The 22,337-nt window shown below is 45.8% G+C and carries 13 protein-coding genes; 5 read left to right on the plus strand and 8 right to left on the minus strand.

The window, feature by feature from the left end; translation table 11 throughout:
- The first annotated feature begins 39 nt into the window (after window positions 1-39).
- The 4 genes from INQ51_RS05955 (at window position 40) to INQ51_RS05970 (ending at window position 8,692) form a co-directional block, all read left to right on the plus strand.
- A complete protein-coding gene (locus INQ51_RS05955) occupies window positions 40-3,279 on the plus strand; it encodes a SusC/RagA family TonB-linked outer membrane protein (RefSeq protein WP_233376965.1) in 3,240 nt (1,079 codons plus the stop codon).
- Between the two features lie 12 nt (window positions 3,280-3,291).
- On the plus strand, window positions 3,292-5,100 hold the full coding sequence (locus tag INQ51_RS05960) for a RagB/SusD family nutrient uptake outer membrane protein (RefSeq protein WP_233376966.1): 1,809 nt from the start codon (window positions 3,292-3,294) through the stop codon (window positions 5,098-5,100).
- Between the two features lie 35 nt (window positions 5,101-5,135).
- Window positions 5,136-6,638, plus strand: coding sequence for a BACON domain-containing protein (locus INQ51_RS05965; protein ID WP_233376967.1), 1,503 nt, complete (start codon window positions 5,136-5,138; stop codon window positions 6,636-6,638).
- 335 nt (window positions 6,639-6,973) lie between these two features.
- Window positions 6,974-8,692: an arylsulfatase gene (locus tag INQ51_RS05970; RefSeq protein WP_233376968.1), complete on the plus strand. Its 1,719-nt coding sequence runs from the start codon at window positions 6,974-6,976 to the stop codon at window positions 8,690-8,692.
- Window positions 8,693-8,754: 62 nt separating this feature from the next.
- Here the strand turns inward: INQ51_RS05970 and pulA are convergent, their stop codons facing one another.
- The 5 genes from pulA to INQ51_RS05995 all read right to left on the minus strand — a co-directional run bounded on the left by pulA (window position 8,755) and on the right by INQ51_RS05995 (window position 17,254).
- Complete coding sequence (gene pulA, locus INQ51_RS05975; protein ID WP_233376969.1) at window positions 8,755-10,698, minus strand: type I pullulanase; 1,944 nt, start codon at window positions 10,696-10,698, stop codon at window positions 8,755-8,757.
- A complete protein-coding gene (locus INQ51_RS05980) occupies window positions 10,699-11,247 on the minus strand; it encodes a hypothetical protein (protein WP_233376970.1) in 549 nt (182 codons plus the stop codon).
- Window positions 11,248-11,356: 109 nt separating this feature from the next.
- Window positions 11,357-13,933 (minus strand): phosphatidylglycerol lysyltransferase domain-containing protein, encoded by a 2,577-nt coding sequence (locus INQ51_RS05985; protein WP_233376971.1) that lies wholly within the window; start codon window positions 13,931-13,933, stop codon window positions 11,357-11,359.
- Between the two features lie 60 nt (window positions 13,934-13,993).
- Window positions 13,994-15,376 (minus strand): aminopeptidase P family protein, encoded by a 1,383-nt coding sequence (locus INQ51_RS05990; protein WP_233376972.1) that lies wholly within the window; start codon window positions 15,374-15,376, stop codon window positions 13,994-13,996.
- Window positions 15,377-15,388: 12 nt separating this feature from the next.
- Window positions 15,389-17,254, minus strand: coding sequence for a Xaa-Pro dipeptidyl-peptidase (locus INQ51_RS05995; RefSeq protein ID WP_233376973.1), 1,866 nt, complete (start codon window positions 17,252-17,254; stop codon window positions 15,389-15,391).
- A 232-nt stretch (window positions 17,255-17,486) separates the two neighbouring features.
- Here INQ51_RS05995 and INQ51_RS06000 point away from each other — a divergent pair, with 232 nt between their 5' ends.
- Window positions 17,487-17,924 carry a DUF4395 domain-containing protein gene (locus tag INQ51_RS06000; protein WP_233376974.1) on the plus strand — a complete coding sequence of 146 codons (438 nt, stop codon included), beginning with the start codon at window positions 17,487-17,489 and terminating at the stop codon, window positions 17,922-17,924.
- A 62-nt stretch (window positions 17,925-17,986) separates the two neighbouring features.
- Here the strand turns inward: INQ51_RS06000 and INQ51_RS06005 are convergent, their stop codons facing one another.
- The 3 genes from INQ51_RS06005 to INQ51_RS06015 all read right to left on the minus strand — a co-directional run bounded on the left by INQ51_RS06005 (window position 17,987) and on the right by INQ51_RS06015 (window position 22,282).
- Entirely contained in the window at window positions 17,987-18,394 is a 408-nt protein-coding gene (locus tag INQ51_RS06005) for a hypothetical protein (RefSeq protein ID WP_233376975.1), read from the minus strand.
- 49 nt (window positions 18,395-18,443) lie between these two features.
- Window positions 18,444-19,196: a LytR/AlgR family response regulator transcription factor gene (locus INQ51_RS06010; RefSeq protein ID WP_233376976.1), complete on the minus strand. Its 753-nt coding sequence runs from the start codon at window positions 19,194-19,196 to the stop codon at window positions 18,444-18,446.
- A gap of 80 nt (window positions 19,197-19,276) precedes the next feature.
- Window positions 19,277-22,282, minus strand: coding sequence for a histidine kinase (locus tag INQ51_RS06015; protein ID WP_233376977.1), 3,006 nt, complete (start codon window positions 22,280-22,282; stop codon window positions 19,277-19,279).
- Between the last annotated feature and the right edge of the window lie 55 nt (window positions 22,283-22,337).

Consider the following 22,337-nt stretch of genomic DNA (forward strand, 5'->3'; position numbering starts at 1 on the left):
AATACCTATGAATCAATGAAAGCGTTCAAATCTCTTATTTTGTTGCTAATACTATTTGTGGTGGAGGGCTTTTCGGTTCTTTCCGCCCAGAATAGAACGGTATCGGGAAAAGTTTTTGATACCCAGCAAGAAGCTCTTGTAGGAGTAACCATTCAACTCAGTGGCACCACTCAAGGTACGGTTACTGCTGCAGATGGATCTTTCAGTCTTCTGGTTCCATCAGAGGCTGTCGTTTTAAATATCTCTTATGTGGGCTACCTGACTCAAAAAGTCAATGTTGCCCCGGATCAAAAAGACATCAACGTTTACATGCAGGAAGACGTCATTTTAATGAATGAAACGGTGGTTATCGGTTATGGAACACAGAAAAAGGTTAACCTGACCGGCGCCGTGTCAACGGTAGAAAGCAAAGGGCTTGAAAACCGTGTATCCCATTCGCTGACGAATATGCTGCAAGGCTCTGTCTCGGGACTTAACATCACTACTTCTTCGGGCGTACCCGGCAGTTCGCCCAACATCAATATCCGTGGTGTAACTTCCATTAACGGCGCTTCGCCCCTGGTACTGATCGACGGTGCAGTGGGCGACCTGAACCGCGTTAACCCAAACGACGTTGAATCAATTTCGGTTATCAAAGATGCTTCGGCTGCTGCCGTTTACGGTGCGCGTGCGGCTTTTGGGGTTATCCTGGTTACAACAAAATCGGGATCGGCGCAAGACAATAAAGCGACTGTCCGCTACAGCGGCCGCTATGGTTGGGAAAGCCCGACAACTTCCACTGATTATGAAACTACCGGATATTGGTCGGTTTATACCATCAACAAGTTTTGGAAGGCCGACTCGGGAACGCTCTACGTCAACTATACCGACCGCGATATGCAGCAGCTATTAGCCCGTGTAAATGACAAGACAGAGAACCCCGATCGTCCTTGGGTAGTAGAAGAAGTAAGAAACGGACGGAATCAGTGGGTTTATTACGGCAACTACGACTGGTGGCACATGCAATACCGGGATAGCCGCCCGGTGCAACAACACAATATATCCATCAATGGCGGAACGAAGGACATCAAGTATCTTGTATCGGGTGCGTATGATCGTCAGGAGGGTATCCTGAAAGTTCATCCTGATATTTTTAATAAATACAATTTGCGTTCAAAGATCGACTTCCGGATCAACAAGTGGGCGACGATGACAAATAACACCTCGTTCTACGCTTCGCAATATACTTTTCAGGGAGATGGCAGCGTAGAGAATACGCTTGCTTACGGCGCAAGGCATGCACTTGCAAATTTTCCGATGCAAAACCCTGACGGGTCATGGCTTTACAGCACCCCGTATCTGAACTATAAAGTAGGTAACGGCCGCCACATTATCCTTGGCGAAGGGTCGCACCGGAACGTAAACAGGGCATCTGATTTATCTAACACGACCCGTCTTGTCCTCAATCCGATAAAACCATTGAAAATTACGGCCGACTTTACTTACCGCCAGTATCAGACACGTAACACAAGCCGTTCCAACAACATTTTTTACCGGGAATATCCGGATGCGCCACTTGGCTCGTATGCAACCGGCGCCGGTGCCAACCGGCTCGACGAATCGGTTAATACGCGCAATTACTACTCGACGAACGTATTTGCCAATTATACCCAAACCTTTGGCGAGCATAATCTGTCGGGTGTTGTTGGATTCAACTACGAAACCCTGAAACTGAAAAATCTTTCCGCATACGGTGAATATCTTTCTTCTTCAACGCTGGATGACTTAGACCTCGTGGGTCAAAATTCGGAGGGTCAAACCATCACTGGTGTAGGTGGCGGGCAGAATGAATACGCTTTGGCCGGCGTTTTCGCTCGTGTTAACTACGATTACAAGGGCCGTTATCTTCTTGAGGTCAGCGGTCGCTACGACGGAACATCGCGTTTTGAAGCTGACAGTCGCTGGGGATGGTTCCCTTCGGCATCGGCAGGCTGGCGCATTTCGGAAGAGTCTTTCTTCGAATCGGCCAAAGGCACCATCGACAACCTGAAGCTAAGAGCCTCTTTCGGAAGCCTGGGTAATCAGAATGTTTCTTCCTATTATGCCTATTTGCGCCTGGTTTCCATCAATGACTTCGCAGGATATTCATTCAACGAAGGCAGCACTATGGGTAAGTATTCGTCGCTGGGTTCCCCTGTGGCTTCCGACCTGACCTGGGAAACAGCAGCGCAATGGGACCTTGGGTTCGACCTCACTATGGCCAATAACCGACTGAACTTTACGGCCGACGTCTATATTCGCGATACCAAAAACATGTTGACCGACGGCATTGAACTGCCGGCAGTGTACGGAGCTTCCGTTCCGAAAATGAATACGGCCGACTTGCGCACAAAAGGTTACGAGTTGTCTGCCTCGTGGAGGGACCAGCTGACTCTGGTAAACAAACCCCTGGAGTACAGCATTGGGGTTAATGTCAGCAACTACATGAGTACCATCACGAAATATGATAATGCCGACAAAACTTTTGCCAAGAGCTACTACGAAGGTATGCGCCTTGGAGAAATCTGGGGTTTTGTTACCGACGGACTGTATCAGAGCACCGAAGAAGCGCAGGCATATGCCGAAGAGGTTGATTTAAGTTATATCAACAACCGAATCACCGGCGGTTGGCAGGCGGGCGACCTTAAGTTTTTAGATCTTGACGGGGATAAAAAACTGGGAATCGGCAGCAATAGTGTTAACGATCCGGGCGACCGTAAGATTTTGGGCAACTCGCTTCCTAGTTTTTCTTACGGCATTAATACAAGTATTCGCTGGTATGGTTTCGATGCATCCGTATTCTTCCAGGGCACCGGAAATCATTACTGGTATCCTACCGGACAGTCAATGCCATTCTGGGGACCTTATTCGTATCCTTATCTCACTTATTTGCAGAAAGATTTTCTGAAAGATGTATGGGCAGAAGATAACCGGGATGCATACTTTACGCGACCGATGGCCTATTCAGCCACCTCTGGTCCTTTGAGCAAGGTCAACGACCGTTATCTCCAGAACCTACGCTATCTGCGTTTAAAAAATCTAACCATCGGTTACACTATTCCGTCTGTTTTGACGAATAAAGTAGGCATTGATGCGCTTCGTTTCTATTTTTCGGGTGAAAACCTTTGCTATTGGTCGCCCCTTAAGAAACGTACGAAATACCTTGATCCCGAAGGAGCCATCGACAGAAGCGGCGCTTCCAACAACGCCTTCTATCCCTGGCAAAAGACCATTATGTTTGGTGTAGATATTACTTTTTAACACGATTAAGCTATGATTAAGATAAAACGTTTTACTATAGTAGCCATGACATTGCTTATGGGGCTTTCGGCTTGTAATGATCTTCTTGACCTGAAGCCATTGAGCCAGATTTCTCAGGCGGATTATTTCCAGACGGAAACAGATCTTCAGCTCTTCAGCAACCCTTTCTACAATAACCTGCTGGACAAATCGCCCTACGATTTGCAGAGCGACCTTTATGTTTGCCAAAACCTGTCGGACATAATGTTGGGAGGCACCAAGCGTACCGTTCCCGCTTCGGGTGGAGGATGGTCGTGGACAGACCTACGCAGAATGAACACATTGATTGCCTATGCCGATCAATGCAAGGACGAGGATGCTGTTATTAAATATACGGCACTAACCCGCTTCTTCCGCGCTTTCTTCTATTTCGAGAAGATAAAACGCTTCGGCGATGTGCCGTGGTACGAAGCTGAATTGGGTTCGGCAGATGAAGAGCTCTACAATGCCCGCGATTCGCGCGAATTTGTGATGACCAAAATGATTGAGGACATTGATTACGCCATTGCCAATCTTCCCGACAAGGCAAAGGAAACAAGCAGTCCTTATCGTGTCAACAAATATGCAGCCATGGCCTTGAAAGCTCAGTTTTGCCTGTACGAAGGTACTTACCGGAAATATCACTCTATCAATCTGGACGGACACGACTACAAATATTATCTGGAACAAGCGGCAACAGCGGCGAAGAACTTAATGAATGATGGCGTATACAGTCTGTACAGCACCAATCATCCGGAAAGCGACTATCTGACGCTTTTTGCACAAGAAAATGCTGATCCGAACGAGTATATTCTCGCTATCAAATTCGACTACGGACTTAACATCTACCACAATGCTACAGCGCATACGCTGGTACCAACACAGGGACGGCCGGGACTGACCCGCAAGATGGTGAATACTTACCTGAAAAAAGACGGTACGGCATTTACCAATCAGTCGGGCTGGCAGGAGATGTCGTTCATCGACGAAATGACAGACCGCGATCCCCGTCTGACCCAAAGCATCCGTACGCCGGGCTATACCCGCATCGGGCAAACAACAGTGCTGGCGCCCGACCTTTCAATAAGCGTTACCGGCTATCAGCCCATTAAGTTTGTACAGGATCCTAAAGCATCGGGTGGCAACGTAGATCGTAACGACCGTTCTACTTGCGACTTGCCGGTTTACCGCTATGCCGAAGTGCTCCTCAATTATGCCGAAGCAAAGGCAGAACTTGGCACCTTGATACAGGCCGACCTTGACGAATCAGTCAATCTGATCCGTCAGCGTGCAGGAATGCCAAACCTTGACATGAACGCTGCCAACGCCAATCCCGACAGATACCTTTCTGACGCAGAAACAGGCTACCCAAATGTTACAGACGCAAACAAAGGCATCATCCTTGAAATCCGCCGTGAAAGGGGTATTGAACTGAATCAGGAAGGATTCCGCTTCGACGATCTGGTACGCTGGAAAGCCGGTTATTGCATCGACCAGTCTACTTACGGAATGTATTTCCCCGGTCCCGGAGCATACGACCTGAGTGGTGATGGACAGGCAGATGTTACGCTTTATGCCAATGGAACACCCAAACCTGACGTAACTTCCGGAATCGCATATGAGATAGGAAACGAAATCATCCTTTCAGGAGGTAGTAAAGGTTACATTTACTATCATAAAAATATCGAACGCACTTCTTTTGACGAGGGGCGCGATTATCTCTACCCGATTCCAATCAACGAGCGTTCGCTCAACCACAATCTTACGCAGAACCCGGGTTGGAATGACGGACTCTCTTTTTAACTGAAAAATGGTAATTGATAAAAAATTGCAAAATCATGAAACGTACAAATTATATCATCTTCTCTATCCTTCTGGTGTTTGCCAGCCTCTTACAGGGCTGCAACGATGAAGAGAGCGGACTGTCGAAGGCAGTTTTGGCGAGCGCCGGTACGCTGAATTTTGAAGCGACCGGAACATCGGAAAAGATCATCACCGTTTATGCTGATGCCGACTGGGTTACGGAAGTTCCCGAATGGGTAACAGTCACGCCCGTTTCCGGCACCGGAACAATGGATGTTACAATTACTGTAACGGAAAATATCCGCGGTGGCGCTGTTGACAATCCCCGCAAGGCTGCGCTTGTATTCAAGGGCGGCACACTGGCAAGCCGGGCCGAAGTGATAATTTCTCAGGATGGAGACAAATATCGCGACTGTGAGGAATATACACTGGCAGAATTGGCCGACTTGGAAAACGAAACGGTTGTTATTGTGCCGCAGGTTATCGTAACAGCAGTCACAACAAAAGGATTCATTGTTAGCGACGGGACTGTAAATATCTTTATGCAAAGCTCTTCTGCTGTAAGCGTTGGCGACAACGTTTCGGTAAAAGGGACAAAGCTCTACGATACTCATTCGCTTCCATACGTAGAATGCGACGAAGCGAACGTTAACTCTGCGGGTAGTACGGTAACCTATCCTGCCGCGACAGATATTACTGATGAGGTGGATACCTACACTTCCACTTCGAGAACTTTTATTACGGTCAATGGCATATTGAATGGCAATAACGTAACAGTGGAAGGCGCTAATTATTCTGTTGCAATAACAGATGCTCCGGAAAATTTTGACCTTGCTCCGTTAAATGGCCATAAAGTAAAAGCTACTGGTTATTTTGCAGGCGTAGCCGCTCCTGTTATCAAGCTAAACGCTACTGCCATTGAAGACCTCGGAGTGGTGGAAATCATCTATTTTGCGGAGGATTTTGAGTGGTTGAACCCTTGGGCTGAAGCAAGCGCAGCCGGCCGGACAGTTGAAACGGACAACCTCGGCTCAACCGCCCCTCAGATATCGTCTTCGGCTACGGTTGTTGATGGCATTACAGCCAATGATGCTCTTCTCCAGGAAGGTTATCAATTCCTGCGTGTTACACCCACGAGTACGGAAGCGGGCGAGTGTATCTATCTTCAGAACAATTACCTCAAGTTCGGTAAAACGGGCTATCAGGCTGGTATCGTTCTTCCAAAAATTGAAGACATTCCTGCTGGAGTAACAACCGCGCTGTCGTTCGACTGGTGTCCGATGCGCCAGGGATCAGGCAAAATTGATCCCGTCAACCTGATCGTCATCGTTACGAATGGAAGCGAGGAAGTAACATTTGATGTGCCCGAATCGGGTTTCGAGACGGGTCATGTACTTGAATGGGTCAGAGCCGAAATAGAGCTCACTGGTGTTACGATCAACAACGACACCAAGATTACGATCCATGCGACTCAATGGCAGGTGTCTACAGCCAACCGCTGGTTCCTTGATAATATTAAACTCATAAAGGCTAATTGATAAATTGCTGAATAAATAGAAAGGCTGCCCGATATTTTTAGGGCGGCCTCTCTATTATTCTTCCTTGGTTCCGCTTCTATTTTTATTCTTCTGAAAGCAAACTTCAAAAGAATGATTCGCGGAAACAACGTCTTGACGGATAGGGCACATTTTACAAACAGCACATTTTTATTTGGAAAAGATCCCCATAGTAGAAGAAGTCCTGAAGATTATTTCTGAAGCCAGGTACTTAGTCATCGAAACAGGGCCTGAAATCTTTACCGCCTTGCAAAAGCGATCAAAAAATAAGGCAAAGTAAAACAGCATAAATAAGTATCGTTTTAACAAAAACATTTGTGAAAAGAAATTACCTGTTAAAAAAGCATTGGTTAACCGCACTACTCCTGGGAACAATATTCTTGGGCACAACCAGTTGTACCCAAAAGGAAGCCCCAACTCAAAAACCCAACGTAATCGTTATCCTGACCGATGACATGGGATATTCCGATATCGGATGTTTTGGCTCGGAGATAAATACACCCAACATCGACCACTTGGCAGCCACCGGATTGCGTTTTACCCAGTTTTACAACACTGCACGTTGCAGTCCAACACGCGCGTCTTTGTTAACCGGATTGTATCCTCATCAGGCAGAAATGGGGCAGCTTGCATTTAACCAATACGAAGAAGAAGGTTACCGCGACGACCTAAGCAAAAATGCGCTTACCCTCGCTGAGCTTTTTAAAGCAAACGGATACTCTACCTTCATGACCGGGAAATGGCATGTTTGCTACGATGTAGAACCTGACGGTGATAAAAGCAACTGGCCGCTCCAACGAGGATTCGATAGACACTTCGGAACCATTACGGGGTCGGGTAGTTTTTACAATCCCAGCGGGCTGGTTAGCGGCAACAACTACATATCGCCCGGAAATGATTTTTACTACACCGAAGCCATTAGCGACACAACGGTTAAATACATCAATCAACACCCCGGCAACCAACCGTTTTTTTGTTACGTTGCGTACACTGCCGCACACTGGCCGTTACACGCTCCTGAAGAAGAAATTGCCAAATACAAGGGAACATACGACAAAGGCTGGGACGAAACCCGCAAAGAGCGCTTTGCCAAACTAAAGAAACTCGGAATTATCGACGACAGATGTGTATTAACAGAAAGAGGCGTTGATATTCCGGAGTGGAAAGATGAGGAGATGAAAGAATGGCAGGCCCGCAGAATGGAAGTTTATGCCGCCATGGTCGATGTTATGGACCAGGGAATAGGTAAAATTATTACTGCGCTGGAAAACCGGGGAATGCTGGAAAATACCATTATTTTCTACATGCATGACAATGGTGGATGCGCCGAAGCACAAGGTGAAAACAAATCCGCTGTTCCCCTTACCGAAGAACAAAAAATACTGCGCCCGTACGCCGAAGATTCCATTCTTTACGGCAGAAAACCCCAATATGCCCGCGACGGACGATTTGTGCGCAGAGGACGCGGTGTAATGCCCGGCCCGGCCGACACCTGGGTCGCTTACGGCGAGGAATGGGCAAATGTGAGTAACACACCTTTCCGTATGTACAAACACTGGGTGCACGAAGGGGGTATTTCAACACCTATGATCGTACACTGGCCCGGCGGAATTAAAGCCGCCAACGAACTTCGAAACCAGCCCTCGCACCTGATTGATATTATGGCAACCTGTATTGATGTGGCCAATCTCGATTATCCAAAACAATACAACGGCCACGAAATACAGCCATACGAAGGCAAAAGCCTGGCTCCGGCCTTTGAGAATAAACCTGTTGAACGCGATTATATCATTTGGGAACACGAAGGAAACCGTGCCATAAGAGCCGGTAACTGGAAACTGGTTTCAAAGGTCAGGAAACTCAAAAAATTTACTCCCGAAGATGAAAATGCCTGGGAACTTTACGACATGGAAAACGACCGTTCGGAAACGGTAGATCTAGCTGAAAAGTATCCGGAAAAAGTAAAGGAACTGGCTGAATTATGGGAGAAAGAAGCCGTACGGACCAAAATAAAACCCTGGCCCTGGAATAAGTAAACCTTTGACATATTTTTAAGATAAGAGCAAGATCCCGTTCACTTTCGTGGTGAATGGGATTTTTATTTTACCAAAGTAAGAATAAGCATGGAAACAGGCTGAATCGTAACCGTATCAGAAACCAGCTCACCAATTCCTGCTTCGTTGATCTCAGCATCATTGGCCACCATCCTGAAATTGCCTTCCGGCAATGGCATTTCAACCGGCTCGGCATTACCGTTAAAAAACAGCATGATCCGCTCCCAACTATCGCCAACCTGCTGCCCTTCGATACAATAAGCCACAACCCCTATTTTGTACTGGGTGCAAAAATTCAGGTGGCTTCGGATGCCTTCAGCATTGGCAATCCGCAAGCCCGGATGATTTTTTCGTAGTTGAATCAGTTGCCTGAAATAGTTGAATACTTCGAAGTAATCGTTCTTTCGCGCCCAGTCCAATTGATTGATAGCATCAGGTGATTTATAGGAATTTCCGTTTCCGTTTTTGCTGCGGCAAAACTCAACACCGGCATGCAAAAAAGGAACTCCCTGCGAAGTAAGCACCAACGCACCGGCCAGCTTTACCCGTTTCCGCAATTCTTCATCCGGGGCTTTGGGCAGACTTTGTTTCAGTTTATCCCAAAGCGTGTAATTATCGTGACACGAAACATAGTTGATACATTGATCAGGTTCTGCTGCCCAGGCACTTTTGATGGATTCGATGTAGCCAAAATTGATCTGCGGATGATCAACAGCAGCGGCAATTCCAAACTTAATGGTTTCTTCCCGCAGGTTAAGACCACTTACAAATCCTTTTGATTTTTTGTCGCCGTGATTTCCTTTTAACCCATCTCTGAAATCGTCATTGAAACTGGCGATTCCGGGCAGTTTATGCGTGTTTTGCTTAACAGCACGCTGCTCCTCGGGCATCGGGCTTTGGTCGGCAGTCCAGCCTTCGCCGTAAAGAAGCAAACCACGATCCAGCTTCGACATTTCCTCCCGAATCGTTTTCATCGTCTCCAGGTCCAAAACGCCCATCAGGTCGAAACGAAAACCGTCGATGTGGTATTCTTCCGCCCAAAACTTCAGCGCATCAACGATGTATTTCCTGGCCATGAAACGCTCCGAGGCAATTTCGTTCCCGCATCCCGTTGCATTGGCAAACGTTCCATCGGGTTTTTGTCGGTAAAAATAGCCGGGCACCATTTGGTTAAACACCGACTCTTTGGCATAGAAAGTATGGTTAAACACCACATCCAGAATAACGCCAATTCCCTTGTCGTGCAGTGTTTTTATCAATTTCTTAAACTCCCTGATTCGCTTGGTTCCGTCGTACGGATCGGTAGCATACGAACCTTCCAGTGCACAAAAATGCAGCGGATCGTAGCCCCAGTTGTATTTCTCAAGCGGCTTTTCTTCGTCAACCGTTGCAAAATCGTTTACCGGAAGCAGGTGAACATGCGTAATACCCAGTTCCTGCAAGTGGTCAACACCGGTTTTCTGTCCCTGCGGAGATTTTGTTCCCTCTTCGGTAAACCCCAGAAACTTCCCCTTGCTTTCAATGCCCGAATTTTCGGAAATGGAAAAATCGCGTACATGAAGTTCGTAAATAACCGCTTCGGTGAAACTATGGTAACGTGGTCCGCGATCCACCGCCCATCCTTCGGGATTGGTGGAATTCGGGTTATAAATTTGCCCGCGCAGGCCATTGGCCCCCACACAACGGGCATACATTCCCGGCACCTCGTTGAGCCACTCGCCGTCGTTAACTTTGAAAGTGTAGTATTTGCCTTCGTAATCGCCGTTTAGAACTGTCGACCAGGTTCCGTTGCCCGATTTCTGCAAATTGGTTTTATGAAAGGCTTCTCCGGTCAGTCCGTCCTTGTAAAAACGTAACTCAACCACCTGGGCAGTAGGCGCCCATATTTTGATCACCGTTTTTTCAGGCGACCAAAAAACTCCCAGGTCATTTCCTTCATAACCCGGATAAGTTGAAAAATCTATATGATTGAATTTCCAGTTTCTCATTTAAAATTTAAACGCCGTTTTCCGCAAAAAAACTGCCCGGCTTCCCAGCTTCTTCCCTCTTACATCCTCCAGGTAGACCTTTGCTTTTGGAAACTTTTTCAGGCGATCGTCGTGCCCGTAAAAACGCAGCAAATCGATTTCAAGTGTGTGCGTTTTCCCTTTTTCCAGGTAAAGCGGATAAAACACGTAATTATTGCTTCCCTTGAGCCTGAATTTTCGTTTTATCCAGAAATTATCGAACACCAGCAAAGGCCGGGCAAGATCGATATCTGTTTTCCCGGTATTTTTGACCGTAAGCTTTAGCCGATCCGGGTAATAAAGAGCGCTTTTCTCGAGTTCAATACTTACTCTGCCATTACCAAACAGCGATTTACCTCCGCCATCCTTTGTTTTGCGCGACGATCTTCCGGTTAAAATAAAACCGGCTATCAACGCAGCCAGCACCAAAAAAATATACACAAGCTTGTCTCCATCAGGACCTATCTCGTTTTGCGCGAAAAGCCTCAATGAAAAACTGCTAAAAAAAAGTATGGAAAGAAGTTTTTTCACCTGCCAAATTTCGCGTAAAAATACAAGAATTTAGCCCTTCTCCAAGTGCGCAGGCCGAATTGACGGCACGATGGTTCTGAATGCAAATTGAACGTTAATTATTAACCGGTTATGGTTTTGAAACTCCCTTTAGAATCACCGGAAACTGCACAAGATCGTAGTCGTTGCTGTATACCAGGTACTTCTTCTCCCAGTCGGGATTGAACTTGTCTTTAAACTGAAATTGTCCCTTAAAATGCTGAAGTGGCTTTAATCTTTCCAGGGCTATTTTCATCGATCGTTCAGCCATCGTTTTGGGATCCTCTATCCCCGCAAAAGCTACTAAACCAAGATTGACATGCGTAATCCCTTTGCTTTTGAACCACGCAAACATTTCAGTTAACAGAAAATAAATGATCCCGGTGGGAGCATCGTCCGTAATCCGAATCAAATCATAGGTTCCTTCTTCTTTTACAAAATCGGGCACCAGGTTCAGAAAGGCAACCACTTTTTCTTCCGGATTCTCAATCGTCATCACAGTTGTCTTCTTCACCAACTCGGGAAGAAACATTCCTTGCGAAAAAACCATTTCGCTCTTTCCGGGCTTGTTCAGCCAGTCATCCGACACCTGCTGAAGCTTCTGGATCACCCCGTCCTTTATTTCAGGTTCGTACACATGAAACGTAAATCCTGCACTTTTAGCTTTATTGATGGCATTTCGCAGCGGGTGCATTTTTGAGCCGCTTAACGAAAAAGTTTCCAGGTTCAGAATGGCTTCCTGCCCGATATACAATACGTTCTTTTTTAGCTGCCGAAAAACACCGACGGAAGATTCCGGAACCCGGTAATAAAAGGTTTTCAAGCCGTTCCCGTAACAATAGCGCTCAAATTCCTGAAGCAAGGGCAGCGTCGTTTCCTCATCGGCGCAAACCGGTAACTCCAAAACAACAGCATAACTCCCCTGGATTTTATAGGCCAGAAAACCATTTTCATTAAAAAAGAAAAGCTTATCGGGGTAGTATTTGAAATAATCGAGTGCCGACTTACCGTAATCCTGCACCAGCAAACGTGCGTGGTTCCTCTCATTTTCCAGATCCGTGTGGTCGGTAACAAAAATAGGGCGGAGTGAAAGCACAATAGCAGAAATCAACAACCCGCCGCTAAAAAGATGAGCCAGTAAAACAAAATGCTGCCCAAAGCTTGACTGTGGCAAATACTCAGAGTTGTCGAACAGGAAAACCAAACGAAACGAAGCTTTTAACGAATGGATAAAACTGTAATCCACCCCCATGTGTACTTTTTCCAAAAAATAAGTTCCACCCACCGCACTTACCATCAGTGCCACAAAAGCAGCCAGCCATATTTTCCACCAGTTTTGCAGGTAAAAAGGCAAGGAACGCACATTGTACAGGCGGTAAGTATACAACAAACTGGCAATCGCAAACAGAGAAACCAGGGCTTCTTCGTAATCGATTCCCTTGGTAAGGTGGCCAATCGCGGAAAGGGTTAATAGCAAAAGTGAGATTCTCCAGGCGCGCTTCACTCCTTTCAAAAGGTAAACCGAAAGAGCGATTAACAGCAAACCAATAAAAAATACGGCGAAGTTTGAAATCGTAAGCGCCAGCCGGGGAAGCAGTTTTTCGAGGATCACAATCCGCTCGGGCAAGGTGGGCGAAATGGCAGAAACAATGTTTATCAGGCCCGCAACAAAGATGATAAACACCGGAATAACACGTAACAGGATGTTTTTTCTTGAAAACAGAAAACTGCCCACACCGGCGATCAAAGGCAGCCAAAATTCAAAGAAACGGAACACCAGGGTTATGGCGGCAGCCTGCGGTGCAGCTATTCCGCTTTGGATAAAAACATAGGTCATGGAAACTTCGATGGCCCCGATACCGCGTAAAAAAGGCGAAACAATCAGCAACATCACCATCACGATGTAGGCCATGAAAGCAGTAAACAAAGTAGGCTGAAAACCCAGCGCCAGCATGGAAATATAAACATGACTTACCCCAACCAACTCAATGAACACGGAAATCAGCAATGCAAAAATAAACGCCCGATTGTGAAGGTTCGTTGAAAAAACATTCTCAAGTGTTAACAGCGCCTGCGGATTGAACCGCTGCACCTGCCTGTAAACAAAACCGCGTTTCACAAACGACCAGACAATCAATAAAATCAGGGCAATCAACACAATTAACACGATGAAAGGAATCAGTTCTACTGAAGTAAGTTTGTTGCGTAATAGCAGTATAATCAGCAGAGGAAAGGCAACCACAACCACTGAAAGAAATCCGCACAGCCCGTAAATGTAAGAGCCATAATGAATATCGGAATTACTGATCCCCCTGGCAGACAGCGGCCTGGTAAAAAATACCAGCGACGAAACTCCACCCGCCGGCAGGAAAATACTGATCAGGTTTCGCTTCAGAAACAGAGGCAAGGTGTCGCTTAAACTCGTTTTCACACCCGCTGCCCTGAAACTAAAAACATACATAAATGCCTGGAGCAAAACATACAGTACCGTAACGATCAGCCCCAGAAAAATGTAAAACGTGTTGGCGTTTTGCAGCGTCGATCGTATTTGTGCAATCTCAAGATGCTCGTTTTTGATGAAATAGATGCTCATCAAAATCATAAGAACTGCCAGTGTGATCTGCCAAACTGGCCTGCTGCTTCTTCGGTTTTTAAATATTCTGATCATAATCACGAATGTTAAACCAACCGGCACTCTGCAAAAACCTTCTGTGCTTTACGCAGTCATCTATCCGCGCAAAGCTTCTACTTCGACAATTGTCTTGGGTTTTGGTTTTCCAAGTAATCTGGCTCCGTTCTCGGTCATTACAAAGTCTTCTTCGTTGCGTATACCACCAAAATTACGATAACTTTTCACCTTGTCCCAATTAATAAAGTCGTTGAATTTACCCTGCCCGCTCCAAAGATCAATCAACTCCGGAATAAAGTAAATCCCCGGCTCAATGGTAAATACATGCCCGGCCTGCAGCGGTTTTGCCAGTCGCAACGATTTTAACCCAAACTGTGTACTTTTAGGCTGACCGTCGTAGCCCACCCAAACCTCGCCAAGGTCTTCCATATCGTGCACATCGAGGCCCATCATATGTCCGGTTCCGCAGGGGAAGAACAAGGCATGAGCGCCTGCCTCCACTGCATCGGCGGTATTTCCTTTGGTAAAGCCCATGCTTTTCATTCCATCAAAAATCGTTGAACAGGCTGCCAGGTGTGCCTCCCGAAAAGGTTTTTGGAACCCCAGCGCATCGACTGCCGCCTGATGAGCCGCCAGTGTAATGCCATAAATCTCCTGTTGCTCTGAAGTAAACTTTTTACTCACCGGAAAAGTGCTCGACAGGTCTCCCGCATAACACATTTCATTCTCGTAACCGGCATCCACTAAAAACAGATCGCCCTCTTTGATGGTATTCCCGTAGTAATGATTGTGCAATGTTTGCCCATTAATGGTGGCAATGATGGGGAAAGAGATGTTTCCACCGGCAGCAAGTGCTACTTTGTGAATTTCGGCGGCAACTTCAGCTTCCCTCATCCCGGGTTGGGCAAATTTCATGGCTGCCATGTGCATATCCACCGAGACATCCACTGCCTGGTTAATTTGCACAAGTTCTTCGGCTGTTTTTATTTCGCGCTGACTCACCACCGCTTTTACCAGTTCGAGCGAGTACCTGCTTGCAATTTCTTTGGGATACACACCTGCCAGTTCCAGAAGTTTGATCTTGTTTCCAGGCCGGTACAGCGGCAAAAAACGCAACACTTGCCCGGTGGTTTTAGCCTTGTTCACGGCTTCCTGCAAATGAGCCACCGGCTTAACACGGCTTACTCCGCATTCCTCTGCCCGCTCAGCAATCGTAGGTTGCGGCCCCATCCAAACAATGTCGTCGATGGTATAATCGTCTCCGAAAATTGTTTCTGTATCGCTGTCAATATCGATCAGCGCTGCCAGCCCCGGATGATTGATTCCAAAATAATAGAGGAAAGTGCTGTCTTGTCGGAAATGGTAGGTGTTATCGGCATAATTCATGGCCGACTCGTCGTTCCCCAGCAAAAGAATCAAACCTTTACCAACTTTCTCTTTAAGCGTTCTTCTGCGCTCTGTGTACGTTGATTTGCCAAACATCTTTTTCGTTTTTTAAAGTTCACCTGTAGCCTTCATCCACGCCTGTGCGCCGCCAACAACAGGCAATGAAACGGAAGTTCCATCCAGGTCAACCCTCAACTCGGTTCCGGGTTCGGGCTGCAAAGTAAAGTCGCGGTCACTCGAAAAAATCATCAACCCAATCTGCTGACCTGCCGGTATCACTTGGTCATCGGGCTGCAATTCAAACGACATTTCATAAAATCTACCAGGTTTGAGTGGCTCGCTATCCCACAACGATTTGTAGTTCTGCAGGTCGGCCCAGCCACGCGTGATCAGGTTATCGGTAATTTTGGCACCTCGATGATCGGTCCAGGGTAAGGATACCAGGTAAACCGAAAGGTTTACTGCGGGCTTGCTGCTGGCGGCCCTGATGGTGAAAACCGTCTTCCCCGAAAGATGTACATCCTCTTTCAGAACGGGTGTTACGTAAATCAATCGGTGATCCGTATTTTCTGCTTTTGCGAGTGCCTCGGCTGAAAAAGAATAATTATCAACCAAGGTCTCTCTTCCCTGCGATGTTGGTTTTTCCACAGTCAGGCTTCCTTTTTCAGGCGCTCCTTTTGTGAGATGAAGGATGACCGGCGAAGCATCGGGATTGGGGTAATCGGCATACGACGTCGGGTTTCCCTGCTCGTCGTTTTCACGTACAATCCACGCTTTGGGATCGTTCTCCACCCCGTTTTCAACACCAAACAAATAACGGGTAAACCAGCGGTTCATCATCGATACGGGTGGCGGTCCGCCGTGCCCGTTCTGGTGGTAATATATCTGAGCCGGCAGTCCTTTGGACCTCGCGGCTTCGTAGATTCGCAGGCTGTGTTCGGGCACCACATTCCAATCGTTAAAACCGTGCGACATCAGCAAGGCGGCTTTCATTTTATCCATCTTATTCAGATAGTCGCGTCCTGCCCAAAAATCGTTGTAATCGCCGGTAACACGGTCTTGCCCGTTTTTCATCTCCGTGTCGCGCACAGTCTTTCGGGCATATTCACGTTTCGACTCATCGCCGCTGTGAATAAAGTCGAACAAAACATCCACATCTTCTCCCAGGTACCCGCCGGGCGAGCGAACCAGCCCGTTGGAGCGGTAATAGTGGTAATAAGAAGTATTGGGCGCCACCGGAATAATGGCTTCCAAGCCTTCCACGCCGGTTGTTGCAGCGGCCAGGGGCAGCGTTCCGTTGTACGACGTGCCGGTCATTCCCACTTTCCCGGTCGACCAGAAAGCTTTTACCTCTTTGCTTCCGGTGCGGCTTGTGTAACCTTTTGCCCTACCACAAAGCCAATCGATCACCGCCTTTGGTGCCAGCGATTCATTCTCGCCGCCAACGGTAGGCACACCGTCCGACAAACCTGTTCCGGGAGACGAAGAATGCACCACAATGTAGCCACGCGGCAACCAGGTACTAACATGCCCTTTCGAAATGATCGGACGCACCCCTCTTTGTTTAATTTCCGTCGGGTGTGCGTGTGGTTTGGGCTCTTCACCCAGCTCCTGCCTCACATCCCAAAAATAGGAAGGATCGTTTCCGGCAGTTCCGGCAAAGTATGGACTGGTATTATAAATAACAGGCAGTTTCAAACCCTCGGTTTCTGTTTCGGCCGGGCGGGTTACGTCAACGTGCATCCGGTCAGGGCGTCCGTCGCCATCGCTGTCGAATTCGGTTTCCACCCACAAATCTTCCCTGATCCAGCGGTCCGGATCTTCAAAAGCTTTAACAATTTGCGCTTCCCCGTCTTTAAACCACGGCTTAGCTTCTTGTTTCTCCTGGGCCTGTACCCCTGCAATAGCAGCACCTTGCAATACCAATGCAGCTGAGATGCCTAAAAATGTTGTACCCAAAAATCGAACGTTCATTTGAATCTGTATTGAATGTTTATTTGTTTTAGAAAACAGCGACCTTTTCTATCATGAAATTGCCGTAATAACCGATTTGACCGGAAACGTTAAAGATAATTACACATCGGTAGCATGAAATGACATTCTCCCTTTATTGTTAAGTTTTTGTAATGAATCTGGGTGACTTAAGTCACATAAGTTAATAAAACACTTTTTAGTCCTTATATTGAAGCGCGTTAACTAAAGTACTATGAAACAGATTATTTGCCCCATCTCCAATGAAAAGATCAATGAACAGATAACCCGCCTGAATGCAATTATTGGAATTCTGCTGATTGTAGCAGCCTTCGCATTTCAACTACCGGTTATTCTCTTTTTTTTGGTGGCCGACTATTTTGTACGTGCGTTTACCAAAGCGAAATTCAGCCCCATCAGCTACCTCAGCCACTGGCTGACCAATACTCTTAACTTAGGAGAAAAAGCCATCGACAAAGCTCCTAAAATATTTGCCGCGCGCCTGGCTTTTTTGCTGATGCTATCCATTACAGTTCTTTCTGTCTGCGGATTGCATTCTGCTGCCCTATTGGTCGCAGGAATTTATGTATTCTTTGCCGCGCTTGAGTTTGCGCTCACCATTTGCGTAGGTTGCATTATCTACACCTATTTGATTGTACCCTTCAACAAGTAATAACTTACTACACATTTTCAGAGGCGTATCATGGTTGGTACGCCTTTTTTTATGGGAGAAAGTTATTTCCGCAAATCATTACCCTGCCCTATTTTTTTCATTTTCAGAAAGTAATCCACCGTGGAATCAGGAACCGCAACGGGCATATTCCAGTTGCCTGCACCGGGTTTGGCAACCGGCATGTTCCATGGGTCATTAATATTTTCCTGTGCCGGCGATGAATTGGGCTGAATCATCGCTTGTTCCTGCTGATCTTTCTTTTTTCCGTACCTCAACATGTAAGGATCTTTCCACTCATCAAGTGTCAAAGAGTCCAACTTCAGGCTTTGCGCCGGCACTAACGAACCTGACTCGGAGCTTAGCCCCAATCCATTCCATCCCAGTTTTGGAAGTGGTTTTAATGTGTTTGCATTTTGACCAACTCCCGCCAACGACAGACCTAGGAGAATAAGAAGGGTTAATACTTTCATGATTTTCAGATTGTTTCCAGTTAAAAATAAAGAATGAGATACAAACGAACTAATGAATCCACGTTTTTAACACTTCCTGAACCGCGTCTTTTCGGCGCCTTGAAATATTTACCCGGTCGCCATTGGAAAGTTCCAGTGTTCCACCATCTGTTTTTAAATAGGCCGCAACATGATGCAGGTTCACCAAATGCGATTTGTGTGTTCTGATAAACGCATAATCGTTTAAAAGCTCCTCAAAATCCACCAGCGTTTTTGCCACCAGCAAACGTCTCTTGTCCTGAAGGTAAATGTGCGTGTAATTTCCTTCGCCTTTGCAATGAATGATCTTCCGCACTTCGATAAACTCAATCCGGTCGCCTGTAGGTAAACCTATCCGCGGATTCTCGGGCTGCTGAATGTTGCGCGCCAATTCGTTGACGCGTTGATTTTCCTGTTTCTGCAGAACCCGTTGAGAAACCCTGTTAACAGCTTCCTTCAGATCGTTGTAATTAATGGGTTTAAGAATATAATCGGCAGCCGAAAAACGAATTGCTTTGATGGCATAATTATCAAAAGCGGTTACAAAAATCACTTCGAAGCGGGCATGGCCCAGCGTTTCCAAAAGCCGGAAGCCATTTTCCTTGGGCATTTCAATATCCAGAAAAACCAAATCAGGATCGTACTTTTCAATCAACAAAACAGCAGCGGCCACCGAATTTGCTTCTCCGAGCACCCGTACTTCGGGACAATATTCCCGCAGCAATCCGGCGAGGTTTTCCCGCCCGTGTTTCTCGTCGTCAACTATGATGGATTTGATTTTCATTTTATTCTCTTTTAGTTCACGCAAAGCGCGCAAAAGATTTTTGCGGACTTTGCGCTTCTTCTTTTCTTTGCATGGAAGATCTAATTTTCTTCCGGGATGATAATCTCAACACGCGTTCCTTCCTGCAAATCGATGGTTTCGAGCGAATATTTTTCACCTTGTTTTTCTTTCAGAAGCTGCAAACGCTCGCTAATCAGTTTCGATCCTTTCCCGTTTTTGGTTTTCGACAATTCTTTGGCAGCTTCCCGGCCAACACCGTTGTCCTCTATTTCAATTTTGATTTCTGAATCCCGGCGTTTCATTGTTATTTTCAGTTTACGGCCCGACGTTTTGTTTTGCAAGCCATGAACAATAGCATTTTCCACAAAAGGCTGTAACAACATGGAGGGCACCAGCGTGTTGTGCACATCTATTTCCGAAGCTATTTCCATCGCATAGTCAAAGTCGAAGCGCAGTTGTTCAAGCCTCAGGTATTGCTCGGTCATTTCCAACTCTTCGCCCAGCGACACTTCTTCCTTTTCAGAGTTATTCAGCACCTTTCGGATCAACCCGGCAAAATCGGATAAATACAAATGGGCCTCGCGGCCCATATTTTTCTGAACGAGGTTTTGTACCGAATTTAAACTGTTAAACAAAAAGTGCGGGTTCATTTGCGACCGGATGGCCGTTAGCTCCAGCTCGCGCAAGCGCCGTTCGCGTTGCTCCTTTCGAAACTGCTGCTGAACGCGCCATTTCCAAACCAACAAAACCGAAACGACCAACACCAGCAATGCAACCAAAACAATGATCACGGTTATCAGTGCCGACTTATTGATTGTTTTTTCTTTGGGTTGCTCCATATCTTTCCGGATCAAGTTGGTGGCTTCCGACGGGTTATTTGCATCTCCAAGCCTCTTGCCATCCTTATTGTACAAAAGAAATGTCCTCCCCTGCATTTTAAAAATATCAGTAAGGTTGGCGTCAGCATTCATCAGTAACAACTGATTTGCCTTTGGTTCGGCTGCTTTCAGATAATCGGTCCACTCTTTGAAATTGCTGCCTTCCACCACCATTACATAGTTAATATCCGGATTTTTGACGGAAGCTTTATCCAGGCTGTAACGACTTACCGCCCAATCCAGGCTAACATAAAATATGGTTGGCTTTTTACCAAGGAAGTCTTTCATCAAAGCTTTTTTTCCGTCCGGATTTAAAAACTTTGTATCCGGAACATAATCGTCACGGCTCCATTTCGATTGGGCGGAAACAAAAGCCGAGATTTCATCGCCGAACGTTTTATCGTTACAAAGCCGTAACATTAAATCAAAGTACTCATTGACTTTTCGTTGCTCGTGCTCATCTCTTTTTGACTCAACCGAAACCAACCTTCTTGACTTATTAACAAGTTTATCTGCCAACACATTGTACAACGAAGCGCCCGCCAAAATCATTTTTGCAGATTCGATCTCTATGGGCAAATCGTAAATATAAACAGGGGCACTGGCCGCTGAAAATGGGAGTGAGTAATAACTTACGCCCATAACATTTCGATCCGTTTCAAAACTATAATTACAATAACTGATCGCTGCCTGCCGCGAGAAAATACCGTAAGAATTATAGTTCAGGTTAATATTATACGAATCGACATATGCTTTCAGAAAATCAGGATTTATTTCCGATTCCGATATAAACCCCCAACTCTGTTCTGATAATCTTGTCCGGATCAGAAAATCATAAGCACCAATACTAAGCTGATTTTTTAGCTCTGTTTTTACAAATTGGAATGCGCTGCCAGGAATCTTATTTTTATATTTTTCACAAAAATCATCTACGCCTTTAACAGCCTCTTCGAACATGGAATTATTCGTTGTAAGGTTTAACCACAAAGTAAAATTAATAAATACCCGCTCATTGAATACTGGATAGCTTGTTCGGTATTCATAAATCATTTCTTCCACCTTACTCAGCTCTCCCGAAAAAGTAATATTCCATGGAAATGTATTCCCGGTAGCTTCAAAATGAATTTCAGAACCGGGTTCAACGTATAGGAGAAGAGTTGGTAAACCTTGGTTGGAATTGAACCCAAATTGCAGGAAAATCAGTTGGGGATGTTCCAACTCGATTTCTATTTCAAAAGAATTATCGGCATCGCAATAAAAAACCTGCTGTTGCAATTCCGTTCCAAACGACTTTTGCAACTTCGATAGAGTCACTTTTTTCGACAATAGTTTCTCAAGCTTGCCCGAAATCCTGACTTTCCTGTTATTGAGATCGGTCACACGCATCAATTGAATATTCGTTTCTTGATATAGTTTGTGATTCCCCAAATCGTATAAACGATAATACAGTCTGTTTTTACGATTGACCGTATCTAATACAATTCTGTCAAAGTTCAATAACTGCTCCGATTGTTCGTCAACAACAATTCGTTGTGAAAGCAAGCCCGGCGATAATGAAGATTTTTTCTGTTCAATTGTTTTTACGTTTTGGACAACCCTCTCATTGGTTTTATAATCTTCCACCACATCCTTTCCTTCTAACGAAAGAACAGGAACCTTAAAAAACGACTGTATTTTATTGGTAAAAGAAGGAATCAAGTTCTCGTTGAAAAATTCAGTATTCCTTCTAATATCGTCTTCATCAATGCCCTTACTCCTTAGTACTTCCCGAGCCTTTAACAATAAATCCGTTCGGTTTAATAAGCTGAGTTGGTTTGAAACAGGATCAATACTGAATTGGAGTTCCATGGCAAACAAAAGATCACGAACAGCTACCGAAGGACTCACGGGTATTCCATCAACAAAGGCAGGAAACTTATAATCGGTTATCTGTAGCGGTACTGCACCGGGTTTTACAGAAATACTTTTATCAACTGTTACCGCCAAATAAGGTTCTTTTCCCGGCTCAAATTCATCATATTGTAATCTCAGCGTTTCCCTCAACTCACGCGGATCAAACTTCGTATTATCTTCGTTTAACGTATATTCCGACTCGGTGTATTCGTAAATATATTCCTTTCCTAATTGGGGCAAAAGTAAAAGGGTGTCGTTTTGGGCGAAGCCGAAAAAAGGGAGTAACGCTAACAGAAACAGAAAAGTTGCTTTCATAACCGTTGTATTTGGATTTACCCAAATTTTGCAGGAATTATTGATAATTAAAAGC

This window comes from Maribellus sp. CM-23 (assembly GCF_021354595.1).
In the GTDB taxonomy this organism is placed as follows: Bacteria; Bacteroidota; Bacteroidia; order Bacteroidales; family Prolixibacteraceae; genus Draconibacterium.

Coding starts and splice junctions, on each gene's coding strand:
- INQ51_RS05960 (WP_233376966.1), top strand. CDS start 3,292: ATGATTAAGATAAAACGTTTTACTATAGTAGCCATGACATTGCTTATG.
- INQ51_RS05965 (WP_233376967.1), top strand. CDS start 5,136: ATGAAACGTACAAATTATATCATCTTCTCTATCCTTCTGGTGTTTGCC.
- pulA (WP_233376969.1), bottom strand. CDS start 10,698: ATGAGAAACTGGAAATTCAATCATATAGATTTTTCAACTTATCCGGGT.
- INQ51_RS05985 (WP_233376971.1), bottom strand. CDS start 13,933: ATGATCAGAATATTTAAAAACCGAAGAAGCAGCAGGCCAGTTTGGCAG.
- INQ51_RS05990 (WP_233376972.1), bottom strand. CDS start 15,376: ATGTTTGGCAAATCAACGTACACAGAGCGCAGAAGAACGCTTAAAGAG.
- INQ51_RS05995 (WP_233376973.1), bottom strand. CDS start 17,254: ATGAACGTTCGATTTTTGGGTACAACATTTTTAGGCATCTCAGCTGCA.
- INQ51_RS06000 (WP_233376974.1), top strand. CDS start 17,487: ATGAAACAGATTATTTGCCCCATCTCCAATGAAAAGATCAATGAACAG.
- INQ51_RS06005 (WP_233376975.1), bottom strand. CDS start 18,394: ATGAAAGTATTAACCCTTCTTATTCTCCTAGGTCTGTCGTTGGCGGGA.
- INQ51_RS06010 (WP_233376976.1), bottom strand. CDS start 19,196: ATGAAAATCAAATCCATCATAGTTGACGACGAGAAACACGGGCGGGAA.
- INQ51_RS06015 (WP_233376977.1), bottom strand. CDS start 22,282: ATGAAAGCAACTTTTCTGTTTCTGTTAGCGTTACTCCCTTTTTTCGGC.